Origin of the sequence: Gluconacetobacter sp. (genome assembly GCF_047721585.1) — a bacterium.
In the GTDB taxonomy this organism is placed as follows: domain Bacteria; phylum Pseudomonadota; class Alphaproteobacteria; order Acetobacterales; family Acetobacteraceae; genus Gluconacetobacter; species Gluconacetobacter dulcium.
In genome coordinates, this window is sequence record NZ_JBDNXE010000106.1 from 1 (window position 1) to 14,410 (window position 14,410).

The following is a 14,410-nucleotide window of genomic DNA, read 5'->3' on the forward strand; positions in this document are numbered from 1 at the left end:
GGCTGGGTGGGTCGCTGCCGGCGGCGCAGGCGGTTGTCGGCAGTCTCGCGCAAGGCGACCCGTCCGTCGCGCTGGTGATCGTGAACCATTACATGGTCCACGCGACGATCGCGGCACGGGCGGGTTGGCCCGAGGCACTGGCGGCCCGGCTCGAGCAGGAGAATGTGCGGCAGCCGGGGCTGATCAATGCCGCGCTGGCGGAGCCCGACCTGGGTTCGGCATCCTATGGCGGCCTGCCCGAGACCGTGGCCACCGTCACGCCGGACGGGTGGCGGATTTCTGGGCGCAAGGCCTATGTGACGGGTATTCCCGCACTCTCATGGCTGCTGGTACGGGCCCGGACCGACGACGCCGATCCGCGCGTGGGATTGTTCCTGGTGCCGGCCCAGGCAGATGGGGTGATCGTGCATCGCAACTGGGACCATATCGGCATGCGGGCGACGCACAGCCATGAGGTCGAGTTTCGAGATGTTCTCGTTCCAGCCGCCGATGTTACGGACATGGTGGACGGCGGTGCCCGGCATCCGGTGCTGAGTGGCATGATGCGCTGGAATGCCGGCCTGCTGGGTGCGCTGTATGACGGCATCGTGCGCGGAGCGCTGGACTGGACTGTGGGCTTCCTGCGGGAGCGGGTGCCATCGAATCTCGGCCAGCCACTGACCACGCTGCCTTCTGTTCAGGATGCGGTCGGCAGGGTTGCTCTGGCACTGGATGAGAACCGGATGCTTCTCGACCGGTATGCCGACGATGTTGTCGCCGGGCGGAGCGACGCCGCCGATCGCGGGGCGGCGGTGATCAAGGCGCGGGTGATCGACGGGGCGGCGGATCTGACGCTGCATCTGCTGTCGCTGGCGGGCAACGCCGGACTGAGCGCGCGCAACCCGCTGGAGCGATGTCATCGGGATGCATTATGCGGCCGCATTCACGCGCCGCATGGCGAACTGGTGCGCCGCAAGGCCGGGCAGCGCGTCCTGGCTTTCTGATTTCCGGGCTGACGCCCCAGAATACGGACAATCATCATGAGCACTCTCGTTGTTGGTGACGGCCGCGTGGTTCCCGCGCCGGCCGCCCGGCCTGCGGCGCACGTGATCCGCGACGATGAAGAAGCGATCGCGGTGGCGCGGGATGTCGCGGCAAGGATCGCGGATGGCGCGGTGGAACGCGATCGCCAGGACCTGTTTCCTGCCACGGAACTGGATCTCTATTCCGATTCCGGCCTGTGGGGGATCACCGTGCCGCGCGCTTATGGCGGCGCCGACGTGTCGTATGGAACGGTCGGGCACGTCATTCGGCTGATCTCCGCTTCGGATTCCTCGATCGGGCAGTTGACGCAGAACCATCTGGCCACGGTGGCGGTTATCCGCTCTACCGGCACCGAAGCGCAGAAGGCCGATCTGTTCGCCGAAATTCTGGCGGGAAAACGCTTTGGCAATGCGTTTTCCGAGACCGGAACGCGCACTGTCCGCGACCTGAAGACCCGTTTCGTGCGCGATGGGCGGGATGTCGTCGTCAATGGCGTCAAACATTATGCCAGCGGGGCGCTCGCGGCCGATCTGGTGCAGATCGTGGCACTGGATGACGAGGGGCGAAGCTGGCTTGCCATCGCCGACCGTGCGGCGCCGGGGCTGACCGTGATCAACGATTGGGCCGCCTTCGGCCAGCGCGGCACCGGCAGCGGCAAGGTGCTGATCGAGAATGTGCGCGTGCCGGAGCGGCGGGTCGTCGCGGCATGGAAGGCGTACCTTCCGGAAACACCAACAGCGGATAGTGCGATTTCGCAGTTTATCCAGTCGGCGATTGATGCCGGTCTGGCGGAGGCGGCCATTGCGGAGACCGAGCATTTCGTGCGCACGAGGGCCCGAGCCTGGGTTGATAGTGCTGCCGGGCGGGCGAGCGACGATCCCTACACGATCCATGCGCTTGGCGGGCTGCATGTGCGGTTGAGCGCGGCGAAGGCGCTGCTGGATGTGGCGGGGCGGGCGATCGACGTGGCGGTGGAGGCGCCCAGTCCGGATTCCGTGGCGGCCGCCCAGATCGCGGTGGCGGAATCGAAGATCCTGACGACCGAAATCGCGATCGAGAGCACGAACCGCCTGTTCGAACTGGCAGGCACGGCATCGACCGATCGGGCGCTGGGGCTGGACCGGTTCTGGCGCAATGCGCGGGTGCACACGCTGCACGATCCGGTGCGGTGGAAATACGCGATCGTGGGCGATTATTACCTCAATGGCCGCCGGCCGCCGCTGCATCCCTGGAGCTGAGGCGCGCCATGTCCAATCCATCACATGATCCTGCGTTCGACGATATCCGCGAGCCGCCGCCGCCTGAACCCGGCGTGCGCTGGGGACGGCGGGCCGTCGTGCTGGGCGGGCTGGCCGGTCTGGCCGGTGGCACTCTGCTGGCGGCCCGGCATTCGGGCGCGCGGCCACTGCCGCGTACGCCCGATGGGCTGCGGATCGTACGGCTGTCGCTGCCGGTGAATGCACCCTGCGTGGCGCCGCTGATCCTGGCCGAACAGATCGGGCTGTATCGTGATCGCGGGCTGAAGGTCGAATTTACGAACTGGACCGATACGCCCTCGCTTCTGGAAGCGGTGGCGACCGGCAAGGTCGATCTGGGCGCCGGCATGATCATGCAGTTCATGAGGCCGCTGGAGCAGGGGTTCGACCTGAAGCTGGTGGCGGGCACGCATGGCGGGTGCATGCGCATGGTCGGTTCGCGCCGCGCCGGTGTGACGGACGATATCGCCAGCGTACGCGGCAAGACCATCGGCATCGCGGATGCGACGGGCTTCGCCTACAATACTTTCGCGCTGCTGTTGAAGAGCAATGGCGTCGATCCGCTGCGGGATGTGGCATGGCGGGTCTATCCGGCGCCGCTGCTGGAAGCAGCCTTGATGAAGGGCGATATCCAGGCCTACGCCGATTCCGATCCATTGATGTACCTGGCGCAGCGGCGTTCGGGTGGAGATCTGGTCGAGATCCTTTCGAACCTGTCGGCGCCCTGGCAGGGGCGGGTGTGCTGCGTTGTGGCGGCGAGCAATACGCTGCTGCGCCGGGACCGTTCGGCCGTGCTGGGGCTGGTCGATGCCATGGTGCAGGCATCGGAAATCTGCGCGGCCGATCCGATGCAGGTGGCTCGGGCCTTTGCGCAATATGGCGCGGTCAAGGCACCGGTCGAGGATATCGCCGCCGTGCTGCGGATGCAGACGCATCACATGCATCCTCTGGGGCACGATCTGGCGGCCGAGGTGGCGTTTTATGCCGCGCAGCTCAAGACCATCGGTGTCATGAGCGCGGACCTCGATCCGGAGGCATTCGCGCGCGGCATTGTCGATGATGTGACGAAAGGAGACACGGCGCATGTCTGACGTGGCTGGATCGGCCGTCGGCGCGGTTGCGCCGGTTGCCGTGCATTCCGTCTTTCGTCCGTGGTGGCCGGGTGTCGCCAGCACGGCGGCATGGGCGGTGGCGGCTGCCGTGACCGGGCTGCTGCCCGATCATGTGCGTGCGCCTGCCGGGCGGCCGCTGGTGGAATGTGAGGTCGTGATTGCGATCCTCTCCGCTCTGTCCGTCCTGATCGGGCAGGCCGGCTGGTTCGCGCCGCTGGCTTATCACGGGCGGCGTATTGCCGTGCTGGGTGGCGCGGTCGCGGTGTGGGAGATCGTCACCGCCAAGACGGGGTGGTTGCCACTGCCGTTCTTTCCCTCGCCGCAGGCGGTGCTGGATGTCTATCGGGTCGATTCCGGACGGTTGGCGCAGAGTGTTTTCAGTTCGTTGCTGATCCTGGTTCCAGGTTTCCTGCTGGGCGCGGTGACGGGGTTTCTGGCGGGCCTTGCGATGGGATGGTCGCCGGAGGCCCGCTATTGGGGGCACCCGGTCATTCGGCTGCTGGGGCCGTTGCCGCCTATCGCGTGGTTGCCGGTCGCCCTGTTCGTGTTCCCGACGATTTCTATCGCGAGCATCTTCCTGATTGCGCTGGCGACCGCATTTCCGGTCGCTGTGCTGACGGCCTCGGGTGTGACGCTGGTCGATTCCCGGCTGTACGATGTCGGGCGGACACTGGGCGCGTCGGAGGGGTTCCTGATCCGCACCATCGTGATCCCGGCGACTCTGCCGCATGTGTTCGTCGGCCTGTTCATGGGGCTCGGGGCCTCGTTCATCGTCCTGATCGTGGCCGAGATGCTGGGGGCGAAGGCTGGGCTGGGCTGGTACCTGCAATGGGCGCAGGGATGGGCGGCCTATGCGAATCTTTATGCGGCGCTCGCTGTGATGTCGGTCCTGTTTTCAGGCGTGACGATGGCCTTGTTCGCCGTGCGTCGCCGCGCGCTGCGCTGGAACCGGGAGACGGTCGAATGGTGACGGCATCGGTGGCAAGCGCAACGTCAGCAGGCGGGCTGGCCGGAGCGTCGGTCCAGGTGCGCGCGGTCTCGCATGCCTTTGGCGATGCGGGGCAGGCTTTGCCGGTTCTCGACGACGTGACCTTCGACGTGCCGGCCGGCGAGACCGTGGCATTGCTGGGGCCGAGCGGCTGCGGAAAATCGACCCTGCTGCGCCTGATTGCCGGGTTGAGCGTGCCGCAGGCCGGGCGGATCGGGGTGGATCTGGTGCGCGTCGTCGGGCCGGACCCCAGCCGGCTTCTGGTGTTCCAGGACCCGTTGCTGCTGCCATGGCGGACGGTGGAAGCCAATGTCGCCTACGGGCTTGAGGCCAGGAAAATCGGCGACGGGCAGGAGCGCGTAAGGCAGGCCTTGCGGATGGTGGGGCTGGCTGCGTTTGCCGCGGCCTATCCGCATGAACTTTCCGGCGGCATGGCACAGCGCGTGGCCTTTGCACGGGTGCTGGTCAATCACCCGCGCGTGCTGCTGCTCGACGAGCCTTTCGGCAAACTGGATTCGCTGACCCGCATGACGATGCAGGAGGAATTGCTGGCACTGGCGCGGCGTCATGCCTTCACGACCATTCTGGTGACGCACGATGTGGAAGAGGCATTGCTGCTGGCCACCAGGGTGCTGGTGTTCTCGCCACGTCCGGCCCGGATCATCCTCGATGTCGACAACGGTTTGCCGTTCCCGCGCTTGCGCGATGACCCGGCCTTCATCGCGCGTCGGCGCGAGATCCTGATCGCGCTTGGCCATGGCGAGGAGTTCGCACGGTGAACAGCGTCCCTTCGCGCGGCGTCCGGCCGCTGGTCCGATGTCGGTTGTCCCTAAGATGGAAAGAAGAGTGAACAAGACGAATATGTTACGAACAGGACAGAGTATGCCTTATCAGGACAGGACCCGTTACGGCACCATGAAGAATGTGGTGACGAAATCACTGGCTACGCTGCTGCTGGGCTCCGTATCGTTTGAAAGCCTCGAGGTCGCGCGGGCACAATCGGCGGATATGAGCGGGATGAGTGGGATGAGCGGGATGAGCGTTCAGATGAACAATCATCATCATGCGATGAACGCGCCGCCGGCGAAGTCCGTAGCGCAGAAGCCTGCTGCCGAGATATCCTCGGGCAAGGCCGGGGCGGCGGCGCATACGGCAAAAGCAGCAGATGCCGCTGATGACGATATGGGCGACATGTATATGGGGGGCGCCAGCGCGTCAGACGCGGAGAAGGTGGACGTGACGGCTTCCCGTTTGGCCCCGATCCGCCGGGCTGGTGCGCAACTGCTCTCGATTCCCGGCGGAACCAACATCATCGATTCGAAGATGGTGCTGAAGCAGCGCAACGCGACCTCCGCCGATCTGTTGAGCTATCAGCCCGGCGTGTATGCGCAGGCTCCGGCCGGGTCGGACGATCTCCGCCTGTCCATCCGTGGGTCCGGCCTCCAGGTTGGAGCGAACGCGACGCGCGCCGGCGTCATCGTGCTGTTCGACGACCTGCCGGCCACCACGCCCATCGGTTCGTTCAACGAACTCATGGAGCCGCTGGGTATCCAGTATACGGAGGTCCTGCGTGGCGGTAACGGGCTCGACAAAGGCTCGCTCCAGCTTGGCGGCCTGATCAATTTTCATAGTTTCACGGGCTATGACGCCAAGACCTATCAGGCGCGGGTCGAAGCGGGCAGCTTCGGCTATGTGAAGGAACAGCTGTCCTCCGGAAAAGTTATCGGTAAATCCGATTATTATATCAGTGTTACGAATTCATACCGTGCCGGCTATCAGGACCAGACGAAAGCGACATCGTTCGGTATTAATGCCAACTATGGGTACCGTTTCAACGATTCGGTCGATACGCGCTTCTTCTTCCGCTATCGTCAGACCTACGAGGGCAATCCCTACTATCTGACGCGCGCCCAGGTCAGGGAAAATCCGAAGCAGGCTCAATATCCGTACAATACCTGGGGAACTTACACGATCGAGCCGGGAACGAAGTATTTCGGAAATCGGACGACCATCCGTATCGACGACGCCTCCCGCATCATGATCGGTGCCACCTATATCGATGCGCCGATGGACCATCAGTTGGGCAATACCTCGTCGATCTATAATAACTTCTATCTTAGCGGCGTCATAAACTACACACGCAACGACACGATACTGGGTCATAAATCCGAGACGACCGCCGGCATTTACGCGACCGGCGATCTGCCGGGAAGCAACTTCATGAACCTGGTTCGCCGCCAGGCCGCCTATCCCGGCGTACCGGTGGGCACGCTCCTGACCAAGCAGAAGCTGGGCGGCAGCAGTACGCTGTTCCATGTCAGCAATAATACAGAAATTTTCAAGAATTTCTGGCTGACGGCCGGAGGGGGGCTGAGCTACGATCCGCGTTCCGGGTCGGTGGTCTACCCGGTTCAGAACCATTTCAGCACGGCGCCGCTGAATTTCGCGCCGCGCGGAGGCTTCCGCTATCAGTTCACGCCGGATATCCGGATCTACGGCAATGTAAGCCGCAGCGTTCAGTCGGCGCAGGACTGGCAGTTCCTTTCAGGCTCGCGGTATACCTCCGGCCTTGCGCAGGGGCAGACCGAAGGCTGGCAGAAGCTGGAACCACAGACCGCGACGACCTTCGAGGTCGGCTCGGAGGGGACCTACAAGGGACAGCACTGGAGCGTCTCGTATTACCATTCGGCCGTGCATAACGAGCTTCTGTCGGCCGTCACGCCGGTCTCGCAGCTTTATAACAGTGCCGTCTTCACCAATGCGTCACGCACGACTCATCAGGGCGTCGAAGCCGGAATCAATGGCACGCTGTTCAAGTGGAACGGCAACGCCATTACCTATATGCAGGCCTATACTTGGTCGGATTTCCATTACAATCATGACCCGGTCTTCGGGCATAATCGCCTGCCCGGCGTGCCGGAGCATTATTACCAGGGCGAACTGCACGCGGACTTCAAGAACGGATTTTATACGACGTTCGATGTCGAAGCCGCATCGTCAATAGTCGCATCCTACGACAATGGGGCAAGAACCGCGCCCTATCATATCTATAGCTACACGCTTGGCTATCTCTGGCCGAAGAAAGACCGCCGCGTTTATCTACAGTTCCATAACCTTGCCAACAAGCATTACGCGATGGGCGTCGTCCCCGTCTACACATCGACGAACGGCGATGCGGCAGCCGAACTGGTTGGAGATGGCTTCGGCATCTTTGCCGGTGTCGATGTCGGTTTTAACTGAAGCTGGTTTGGGAGTCTGCCCCGGAACACGGGGCAGGGGGAATGAGGCGGCGGCTCAGTGGCAGCTGCCGCCGCCACATTTGGTGCAGGCGCCGCAGCCGGTGGGGCGCTTTTCGGTCTGCCGGGCGCGTCGCGCAGCGCGGTCGCGGATGGGACGCGGAGCATGGATCACGCGCAGCATGTCGGCGCTGGTGCGCCAGAATATGCCGTGGCTGGCCGGCACCAGCCGGCGCACCCAATAGAGCGCGGAGGCGGTGACGATGGTGACGATCACGATGGTTTCCACAATGGTCTCGATCATGGACTGCCCCCCCAACCCAAAAGAAGCGAAATGCGCCACATGACGAACGCGGCGCCGTAGGCCATGGCGAACAGATAGCCTGCCGTCATTCCTACCATACGCCACGACCCGGTTTCACGCCGGATCACCGCCAGGGTTGAAAAACATTGTGGCGCGAAGATGTACCATGTGAGCAGCGACAGCGCCGTGCCCAGGCTCCAATGCGCCGACAGCAGGGGCTGGAGCTGGTTGGCGGCGTCGCTGTCCGTGGCGCCCAGGGAATAGACGGTGGCCAGGGCGCTGACCGCGACCTCGCGTGCCGCCAGGCCGGGGATCAGGCTGACGCAGATCTGCCAGTTGAAGCCGATCGGGGCCATGACATAGAGCATCCAGTGCCCGATGCGGCCGGCCAGGCTCCATTCGATCGCGGGGCCGGCGGCGCCGGCCGGTGGGGCGGGGAAGCTGGCAAGAGCCCAGAGCAGTACGCTGACCGTGACGATGATGGTGCCGACGCGCGACAGGAAGATCACCGCCCGCTGCTTCAGGCCCAGGGCGAGATCCCGCGGGTTGGGCAGGCGGTAGGCCGGCAGTTCCAGCAGCAGGGGATGTTCCTCCTGCCGGTCGCGGTTCTTCAGCACCCGCGCCACCACCAGCGCGCTGAGGATGCCGGCCATATAGAGGGCGAACAGCACCAGCCCGTGCAGGTTGAACAGGCCGCCGACCCGTCGTTCTGGCACGAAGGCCGCGATCAGCAGCGTGTAGACCGGCAGCCGGGCCGAACACGTCATCAGCGGGGCGATCAGAATCGTGATCATCCGGTCGCGTGGGTTCTGGATCGTGCGGGTGGCCATGATGCCGGGAACCGCGCATGCGAAGCTGGACAGCAGCGGGATGAACGACCGGCCGCTCAACCCCGCCGTGGCCATGATTCGGTCCAGCAGGAAGGCGGCACGGGGCAGGTAGCCTGATTCCTCCAGCGCCAGAATCCACAGGAACAGGATCAGGATCTGCGGCAGGAACACCACCACGCTACCCGCGCCGGCGATGACGCCATCGACGATCAGGCTGCGCAGCGCGCCATCCGGCAGCAGGGTGCCGACCGCCTGGCCCAATGCGGCCGTGCCAGCATCCAGCAGGTCCATCACCGGCTGGGCCCATGAGAAGACCGCCTGGAACATGATGAACATCAGGGCGAACAGGATCACCATGCCCCAGACGGGGTGGAGGAACCAGCGGTCCAGCCGCTCCTCCAGCGCCATGCCCAGTCGCGACGGGCGCGTGACGCAGTCGGCGAGAATGCGCCGGGCCTCGGCATGGAAATCGCTGCCCGACGGCATGGCCGGCGGTGGAGGCGGGGGCGGCAGGTCGAGCGCGCGCAGGACCTCCTGCCCGCCATCGCGGCGGATGCCGACGGCCGTGACCACGGGGGCGCCGAATTCGGCCTCCAGGCGGGGCACGTCGATTGCTATGCCCTGCCGCTTCGCCGCGTCGATCATGTTCAGCACGAGGATCATCGGCCTGCCCATCTGCCGGACCTCGAGCGCGAAACGCAGATGCAGGCGCAGATTGGTGGCATCCACCACGCAGACCAGCAGTTCGGGCGCAGGTTCGCCGCGATAGGTGCCGGCGCAGACATCGCGCGTCACGGCCTCGTCGGGGCTGGTGGCGACCAGGCTGTAGGCGCCCGGCAGGTCGAGCAGGCGCACCGCCAGCCCCTTGGGGGTGGTCAGCCGCCCGACCTTGCGCTCGACCGTGACCCCGGCATAGTTCGCCACCTTCTGGCGGCTGCCGGTCAGGAGATTGAACAGCGCCGTCTTGCCGCAGTTCGGGTTGCCGACCAGGGCGGCGTTGAGGACGCTCATGCGACGGCCCGCGGATCAGGCCGCGTCGCGGAGCAGCACGCGCGCCGCTTCCGCACGACGCAGGGCAAAACGGGTAAAGCCGATGCCGACCGCGATCGGGTCGGCGCCGATCGGGCCCACAGCCACGATGCGGATCGGTTCGCCCGGCACGAAACCCAGGGCACGCAGCCGCTCGGCCACCGGATCGCCGGCCGTGTGGTCTTCCACATGGTCGATGATGGCGCTGCCCCCCAGTTTCAGTTCGTTGAGTCGCATCCCGGATCCGTTCGACGCTTCAGGTTCAGTTGAGAATAATACTTAATATTTAAGTGTGCCGATGTCCATTGTGTCGGGCGCATTTCACCCGCTCGGGTCCGCAGAGGGCGCGCGCGTTACGGAAGCCGCACGCAGGCTTTCCGCAACAGCCTGGTGTTGCGGAAAGCGTGGTCGGACATGTGTGGCGGACAAGCGAAAGCCGCCCTTCAGGGGCGGCGTGCGTTCCGGGGTATAGGAGCGGGACGGCCCTGAGGACCGTGGATACTGAAGCGCAGGGAACCTGCGCTGGATCGCCACCGGCGCGCAGTCCCGGCCATGCTCTCAGTGCGAGGGGCGCAGGTGGAACGTGATCCGCATGGCTTCGGCCGACAGGCGGGCGCCGATGGCGGTGGCGGCCGTCAGGTTGATATCCACGCGGTGATTGTTTTCCAGTAGCTTGCTGCCCACGCCCCTGCCCATTGTCGCTTCGGCCTGCACCGCCCAGTAGGTGCCATCGAAATCCTGCAGGCGGGCGAGGTTATGCACGGTACCGTGGCCCGAGATGTGCGAATAGCCGACGCTGCCCAGCCCTCCGCCGGACATTGTGAAGTCGTAGGAACGGCCGCCATAGACCAGTTGCCCGGTGCCCCAGGTGTAGCCGGCACCGACTCCGATCTCCTTCATCACGAACGTGACCTGCCCGGTCGTCATGGCCGACGGGTTGGGTGTTGCGCAGACCGCCGGAGACAGGCCCAAGGCGTAGAGAGACAGTCCGGCGGACAGGATTTTCTTCACGCTGCATCCTCCTCGACAGGGTGCGTGCCGGCGGGCGGCTCGTCACTCAACCCTGATCTCACGGATTTTACAATGTGCCTGATGCGTGATCGGATTCGTGCGACGGCACGAAAGCGGAGAATCTGGCGGAATGGGTGGGATTCCGGTCTTGCCGCATTGCCTTGGCCACATCATATAGCATATTGCATATTTCTCTTGTCCGGCCCTACGCTGGTGTCAGGCAGTTCGTAATCCCGTTTCTGGTGGAGGGCGTTCCAATCGATGTCTGATCGTTCTCCTGGCGTGAATGCGTCCGCCGGCCTGCAAGCGGGCGGCGGCAGGACGCGCGGGGTGTCGACCTCCAGCCTGGCCGATATCAGCGGTTCGATACGGATTCCGGCGGGGGCTGTTGGTTGGCGGCGGCTGCTGGCGTTTCTGGGGCCGGGTTATATGATCTCGGTCGGGTATATGGACCCTGGCAACTGGGCGACCGACCTCGCCGGTGGTTCGGCGTTTGGCTACACGCTGCTTTCGGTCGTCATGCTCTCGAACCTGATGGCGATTCTGTTGCAGGCGCTGTCGGCGCGGTTGGGTATCGCGACTGGCCGCGATCTGGCGCAGGCCTGCCGTGACCGGTTCGCGCCTTGGGTGGTGATGATGCTGTGGGTGGCGTGCGAGGCTGCCATCATCGCCTGCGATCTGGCTGAGGTCATCGGCACCGCCATCGCGCTGCAATTGCTGTTCGGGATTCCGCTCCTGCCGGGGGCGGTGATCACCGCGCTGGATGCGGGCGTGGTGCTGATGCTGATGAACCGAGGGTTCCGCGCTCTGGAAGCCTTCGTGATCGGGCTGTTGAGCGTGATCGCGCTCTGTTTCGCGATCCAGATCGTTGCGGCGGCACCTCCTGTGGCGGCAGTGCTGGGGGGGCTGGTGCCACGGCCGGAGATCCTGACCGACCCGGGGATGCTGTATGTCGCCATCGGGATTATCGGGGCGACGGTGATGCCGCATAATCTCTACCTGCATTCCTCCATCGTGCAGACGCGGGCTTATGACCGTTCCGAGGCCGGGCGGCGCGATGCCATTCGCTGGGCGACCTGGGACAGCACGCTGGCGCTGATGATGGCGTTTTTCGTCAATGCCGCGATCCTGATCGTTGCTGCCGTTGCCTTCCATGATAGCGGGCATCGCGATGTCGCTGACATTGGGCAGGCGTGGCGGTTGATTTCGCCTCTGCTGGGGCTGGGAGCGGCCGCCACGCTATTCGCCGTGGCGCTGCTGGCGGCGGGGATGAATTCGACCGTGACCGGAACCCTGGCCGGGCAGATCGTGATGGAGGGGTTCCTCGACCTACGCCTGCCGCCCTGGGCGCGGCGGCTGGTCACGCGGGGGCTGGCGATCGTGCCCGTGGTGGGAGTGACGGCCCTGTATGGCGATTCGGGCGTGGATCGGCTGCTGGTATTCAGTCAGGTGGTGCTGTCGCTGCAATTGCCGTTTGCCGTCATCCCGCTGGTCTGGTTTGTGTCTGATCGGCGGATGATGGGGCCTTTCGTCATTTCTCGCCCGGTTGCCGCGCTTTCCTGGGTCGTGGCGGTGGTTATTCTTGGGCTGAATGGCAAGCTGCTGTGGGATGTGCTGGCAGGCTGATTGCCGGCAGTGGAAACAGCCGCTGCCTTGTGGCGGTGAGGAAGCGGGCTGGTCGGGCGTTCTGCCGCGTGCGAGGGCGTGGAGTAGCGGGCGGTAGCAGGCCGCCGTGGGCGATGATTCCGGCCGGCTGACCTTCGCGCAGCAGATCGGTCCAAAAGGACAGGACGCGCTGGCGCAGCGCGGCACCGCTCTCGCTGTCTGGGGTGCGAAATCCTTGGGGGTCTTGGCCCAGGGGCCAGGCTGTGCGGTCGATATTTGACCAGGGGTGGCTCTCTGAGCTGGACTTTGGCGGTTTTGAAAGAGGCGTTGGCCCGCTACGGGACGCCGGAGATTTTCAACCCGGATCAAGGCAGCCAATTCACCACGCCGCACTTCACCGAAGTGCTGCAGGAGCGGCAGATCCGCATCGGCATGGACGGGCGCGGCCGCTGGATGGACAATGTCTTCATCGAACGGCTCTGGAGGTCATTGAAATATGAATGCGTGTATCTCCACGCTTTCGAGACCGGCTCGGAACTTCGTGCCGGCCTGGCAAAATGGATTGGTCATTATAATTCGCGGCGTCCGCATTCGGCTCTCGCTGGACGCACGCCCGATGAGGCGTATCATGGGTTCGCTCCGACACCGTTGCCGGGGTTAACCCCGGCAACGGTGTCGGTCAGCAACAACGAGAAATTGGCGGCATAGCAACACCGGGCAATAGCTGACTCAACCCCAAAATCTGTCCGAACGGATGGGTCCACCTCTCACAGTACTGGAATTTGGGAGAACGAGACTCGGAACTGATCTGGAATAAATAAACCAAATGTACATGAGTCACCAATAGAATGGGAGGTATGAGTGATAAAATATTACATTCTATGTTCTATTTATTTCGTCTTTTTCTTAGGGTATATCCACAATAGAGCGAACGCAAATGAGCCCCGCAGCACGATTTGTGCATACGATGAGGGTAAAGTTCTTTCCCAGAGTTATCTCGACTTTGATCAAAACCCACATTCGGGTTGGCGTTTTTTGGACAGTAAGGGGTGCCGTGTTTCCGCGATTCACATAATGAAAGCTTATAATAAGGGAGCTAGTAGCTTAACATACGACCAGCATAAAAATATACTATGGCATATTGGTCAGCTTTACGCGCTGGATGGACATCGTGAGGAAGCAATAGTCTATTTCAGAGAAAGCAAAAAGGATGGCCTTGATGTATGGAATGATTATGTTGATGTTACGATTGCTTTTATGCTCCGCAATCACAAGGATTTAATTAGGTATGAAAATAAGTTGAGGCACGAGCCTATGCCGGAGGCGGGATATTATTACGTCCGAAATGGCAAGAAAATTGAGTTGTCTTGGCCCCCAAACCTTGATGTCGCGGAGCGCCTAGACCGGTGCTTCGATCAATCATATAATATAGCGTATGATAAATGTACTGTACCCACCGCAAATCCAATCATTTTAAAGTAGGCTCCGGTCGAGAAGGGAGCGTTACACAGAGCGTTTTTCCATCATTCTCCGGTTTATATCCCCTTGAACTGCGCACGCGCGGGGCTGGAAGGCAAAAGGGTTTTAAATCTTGCCGCTTCGGTGGGTCGTTGAACCAACATCGGCTGGATGGCGCCGACGGGTGAAGGATCCCGAGCAGCGTATCGCCGTGGCAGAGGCCATGATCCACATCGCCATGCGAAGGGGTTGAGGTGGCCCTATTCGTTCGGACAGATTTGCGGGTTGAATAAGCTATTGCCCGGTGTTGCTATGCCGCCAATTTCTCGTTGTTGCTGACCGACACCGTTGCCGGGGTTAACCCCGGCAACGGTGTCGGAGCAAACCCATGATACGCCTCATCGGGCGTGCGTCCAGCGAGAGCCGAATGCGGGCGCCGCGAATTATAATGACCAATCCATTTTGCAATGGCCGGCACGAGGTTCCGAGTGGGACTGTCAGGAATTTCGTGTGCGAGGCGTTGAGCACATTGTTGATCAGACGGTGGCGCGCGCGAAG

Annotated in this window: 14 protein-coding genes and 2 pseudogenes; 11 read left to right on the forward strand and 5 right to left on the reverse strand. The window is 63.1% G+C overall.

The window, feature by feature from the left end; genetic code table 11:
• From ABF821_RS15980 to ABF821_RS16005, 6 genes are all read left to right on the forward strand, one after another.
• Positions 1 to 983: acyl-CoA dehydrogenase family protein (locus tag ABF821_RS15980; RefSeq protein WP_415530726.1), on the forward strand; the 983-nt coding region annotated here is incomplete at its 5' end.
• Between the two features lie 36 nt (positions 984 to 1,019).
• Positions 1,020 to 2,261, forward strand: coding sequence for an SfnB family sulfur acquisition oxidoreductase (locus ABF821_RS15985; protein WP_415530727.1), 1,242 nt, complete (start codon positions 1,020 to 1,022; stop codon positions 2,259 to 2,261).
• Positions 2,262 to 2,269: 8 nt separating this feature from the next.
• Positions 2,270 to 3,370: an ABC transporter substrate-binding protein gene (locus tag ABF821_RS15990; RefSeq protein ID WP_182974968.1), complete on the forward strand. Its 1,101-nt coding sequence runs from the start codon at positions 2,270 to 2,272 to the stop codon at positions 3,368 to 3,370.
• Positions 3,363 to 4,361 (forward strand): ABC transporter permease, encoded by a 999-nt coding sequence (locus ABF821_RS15995; RefSeq protein ID WP_415530729.1) that lies wholly within the window; start codon positions 3,363 to 3,365, stop codon positions 4,359 to 4,361. The genes ABF821_RS15990 and ABF821_RS15995 overlap by 8 nt, the downstream gene beginning before the upstream one ends.
• Positions 4,355 to 5,158, forward strand: coding sequence for an ABC transporter ATP-binding protein (locus tag ABF821_RS16000; protein ID WP_415530730.1), 804 nt, complete (start codon positions 4,355 to 4,357; stop codon positions 5,156 to 5,158). Before ABF821_RS15995 ends, ABF821_RS16000 begins: the two co-directional genes overlap by 7 nt.
• Before the next feature lie 103 nt (positions 5,159 to 5,261).
• Positions 5,262 to 7,619, forward strand: coding sequence for a TonB-dependent receptor family protein (locus ABF821_RS16005; RefSeq protein ID WP_415530731.1), 2,358 nt, complete (start codon positions 5,262 to 5,264; stop codon positions 7,617 to 7,619).
• Positions 7,620 to 7,673: 54 nt separating this feature from the next.
• Here ABF821_RS16005 and ABF821_RS16010 read toward each other — a convergent pair whose 3' ends face one another.
• The 4 genes from ABF821_RS16010 to ABF821_RS16025 all read right to left on the reverse strand — a co-directional run bounded on the left by ABF821_RS16010 (position 7,674) and on the right by ABF821_RS16025 (position 10,789).
• A complete protein-coding gene (locus tag ABF821_RS16010) occupies positions 7,674 to 7,919 on the reverse strand; it encodes a DUF6587 family protein (protein WP_415530732.1) in 246 nt (81 codons plus the stop codon).
• Positions 7,916 to 9,760 (reverse strand): ferrous iron transport protein B, encoded by a 1,845-nt coding sequence (feoB, locus tag ABF821_RS16015; RefSeq protein WP_415530733.1) that lies wholly within the window; start codon positions 9,758 to 9,760, stop codon positions 7,916 to 7,918. The genes ABF821_RS16010 and feoB overlap by 4 nt, the downstream gene beginning before the upstream one ends.
• Before the next feature lie 15 nt (positions 9,761 to 9,775).
• A complete protein-coding gene (locus tag ABF821_RS16020; protein WP_114726625.1) occupies positions 9,776 to 10,015 on the reverse strand; it encodes a FeoA family protein in 240 nt (79 codons plus the stop codon).
• A 321-nt stretch (positions 10,016 to 10,336) separates the two neighbouring features.
• Entirely contained in the window at positions 10,337 to 10,789 is a 453-nt protein-coding gene (locus tag ABF821_RS16025) for a hypothetical protein (RefSeq protein ID WP_415530734.1), read from the reverse strand.
• 261 nt (positions 10,790 to 11,050) lie between these two features.
• Here ABF821_RS16025 and ABF821_RS16030 point away from each other — a divergent pair, with 261 nt between their 5' ends.
• From ABF821_RS16030 to ABF821_RS16050, 5 genes and pseudogenes are all read left to right on the forward strand, one after another.
• Positions 11,051 to 12,415: an Nramp family divalent metal transporter gene (locus ABF821_RS16030; protein WP_183009008.1), complete on the forward strand. Its 1,365-nt coding sequence runs from the start codon at positions 11,051 to 11,053 to the stop codon at positions 12,413 to 12,415.
• Positions 12,416 to 12,521: 106 nt separating this feature from the next.
• Positions 12,522 to 12,674, forward strand: coding sequence for a hypothetical protein (locus ABF821_RS16035; protein ID WP_182974960.1), 153 nt, complete (start codon positions 12,522 to 12,524; stop codon positions 12,672 to 12,674).
• Positions 12,675 to 12,688: 14 nt separating this feature from the next.
• Positions 12,689 to 13,102: pseudogene (locus ABF821_RS16040) on the forward strand (transposase); the annotation flags it as partial.
• A 153-nt stretch (positions 13,103 to 13,255) separates the two neighbouring features.
• Positions 13,256 to 13,876 (forward strand): hypothetical protein, encoded by a 621-nt coding sequence (locus ABF821_RS16045; RefSeq protein WP_182974959.1) that lies wholly within the window; start codon positions 13,256 to 13,258, stop codon positions 13,874 to 13,876.
• 106 nt (positions 13,877 to 13,982) lie between these two features.
• A pseudogene (locus tag ABF821_RS16050) lies at positions 13,983 to 14,105 on the forward strand (IS5/IS1182 family transposase); the annotation flags it as partial.
• Between the two features lie 57 nt (positions 14,106 to 14,162).
• Here the strand turns inward: ABF821_RS16050 and ABF821_RS16055 are convergent.
• Positions 14,163 to 14,357, reverse strand: coding sequence for an integrase core domain-containing protein (locus ABF821_RS16055; protein WP_415530735.1), 195 nt, complete (start codon positions 14,355 to 14,357; stop codon positions 14,163 to 14,165).
• Positions 14,358 to 14,410: the final 53 nt, after the last annotated feature.

Excerpts from the sequence above, each read along its gene's own strand:
- ABF821_RS15985 (WP_415530727.1), top strand. The coding sequence starts at position 1,020 with ATGAGCACTCTCGTTGTTGGTGACGGCCGCGTGGTTCCCGCGCCGGCC.
- ABF821_RS15990 (WP_182974968.1), top strand. The coding sequence starts at position 2,270 with ATGTCCAATCCATCACATGATCCTGCGTTCGACGATATCCGCGAGCCG.
- ABF821_RS15995 (WP_415530729.1), top strand. The coding sequence starts at position 3,363 with ATGTCTGACGTGGCTGGATCGGCCGTCGGCGCGGTTGCGCCGGTTGCC.
- ABF821_RS16000 (WP_415530730.1), top strand. The coding sequence starts at position 4,355 with ATGGTGACGGCATCGGTGGCAAGCGCAACGTCAGCAGGCGGGCTGGCC.
- ABF821_RS16005 (WP_415530731.1), top strand. The coding sequence starts at position 5,262 with ATGCCTTATCAGGACAGGACCCGTTACGGCACCATGAAGAATGTGGTG.
- ABF821_RS16010 (WP_415530732.1), bottom strand. The coding sequence starts at position 7,919 with ATGATCGAGACCATTGTGGAAACCATCGTGATCGTCACCATCGTCACC.
- feoB (WP_415530733.1), bottom strand. The coding sequence starts at position 9,760 with ATGAGCGTCCTCAACGCCGCCCTGGTCGGCAACCCGAACTGCGGCAAG.
- ABF821_RS16020 (WP_114726625.1), bottom strand. The coding sequence starts at position 10,015 with ATGCGACTCAACGAACTGAAACTGGGGGGCAGCGCCATCATCGACCAT.
- ABF821_RS16030 (WP_183009008.1), top strand. The coding sequence starts at position 11,051 with ATGTCTGATCGTTCTCCTGGCGTGAATGCGTCCGCCGGCCTGCAAGCG.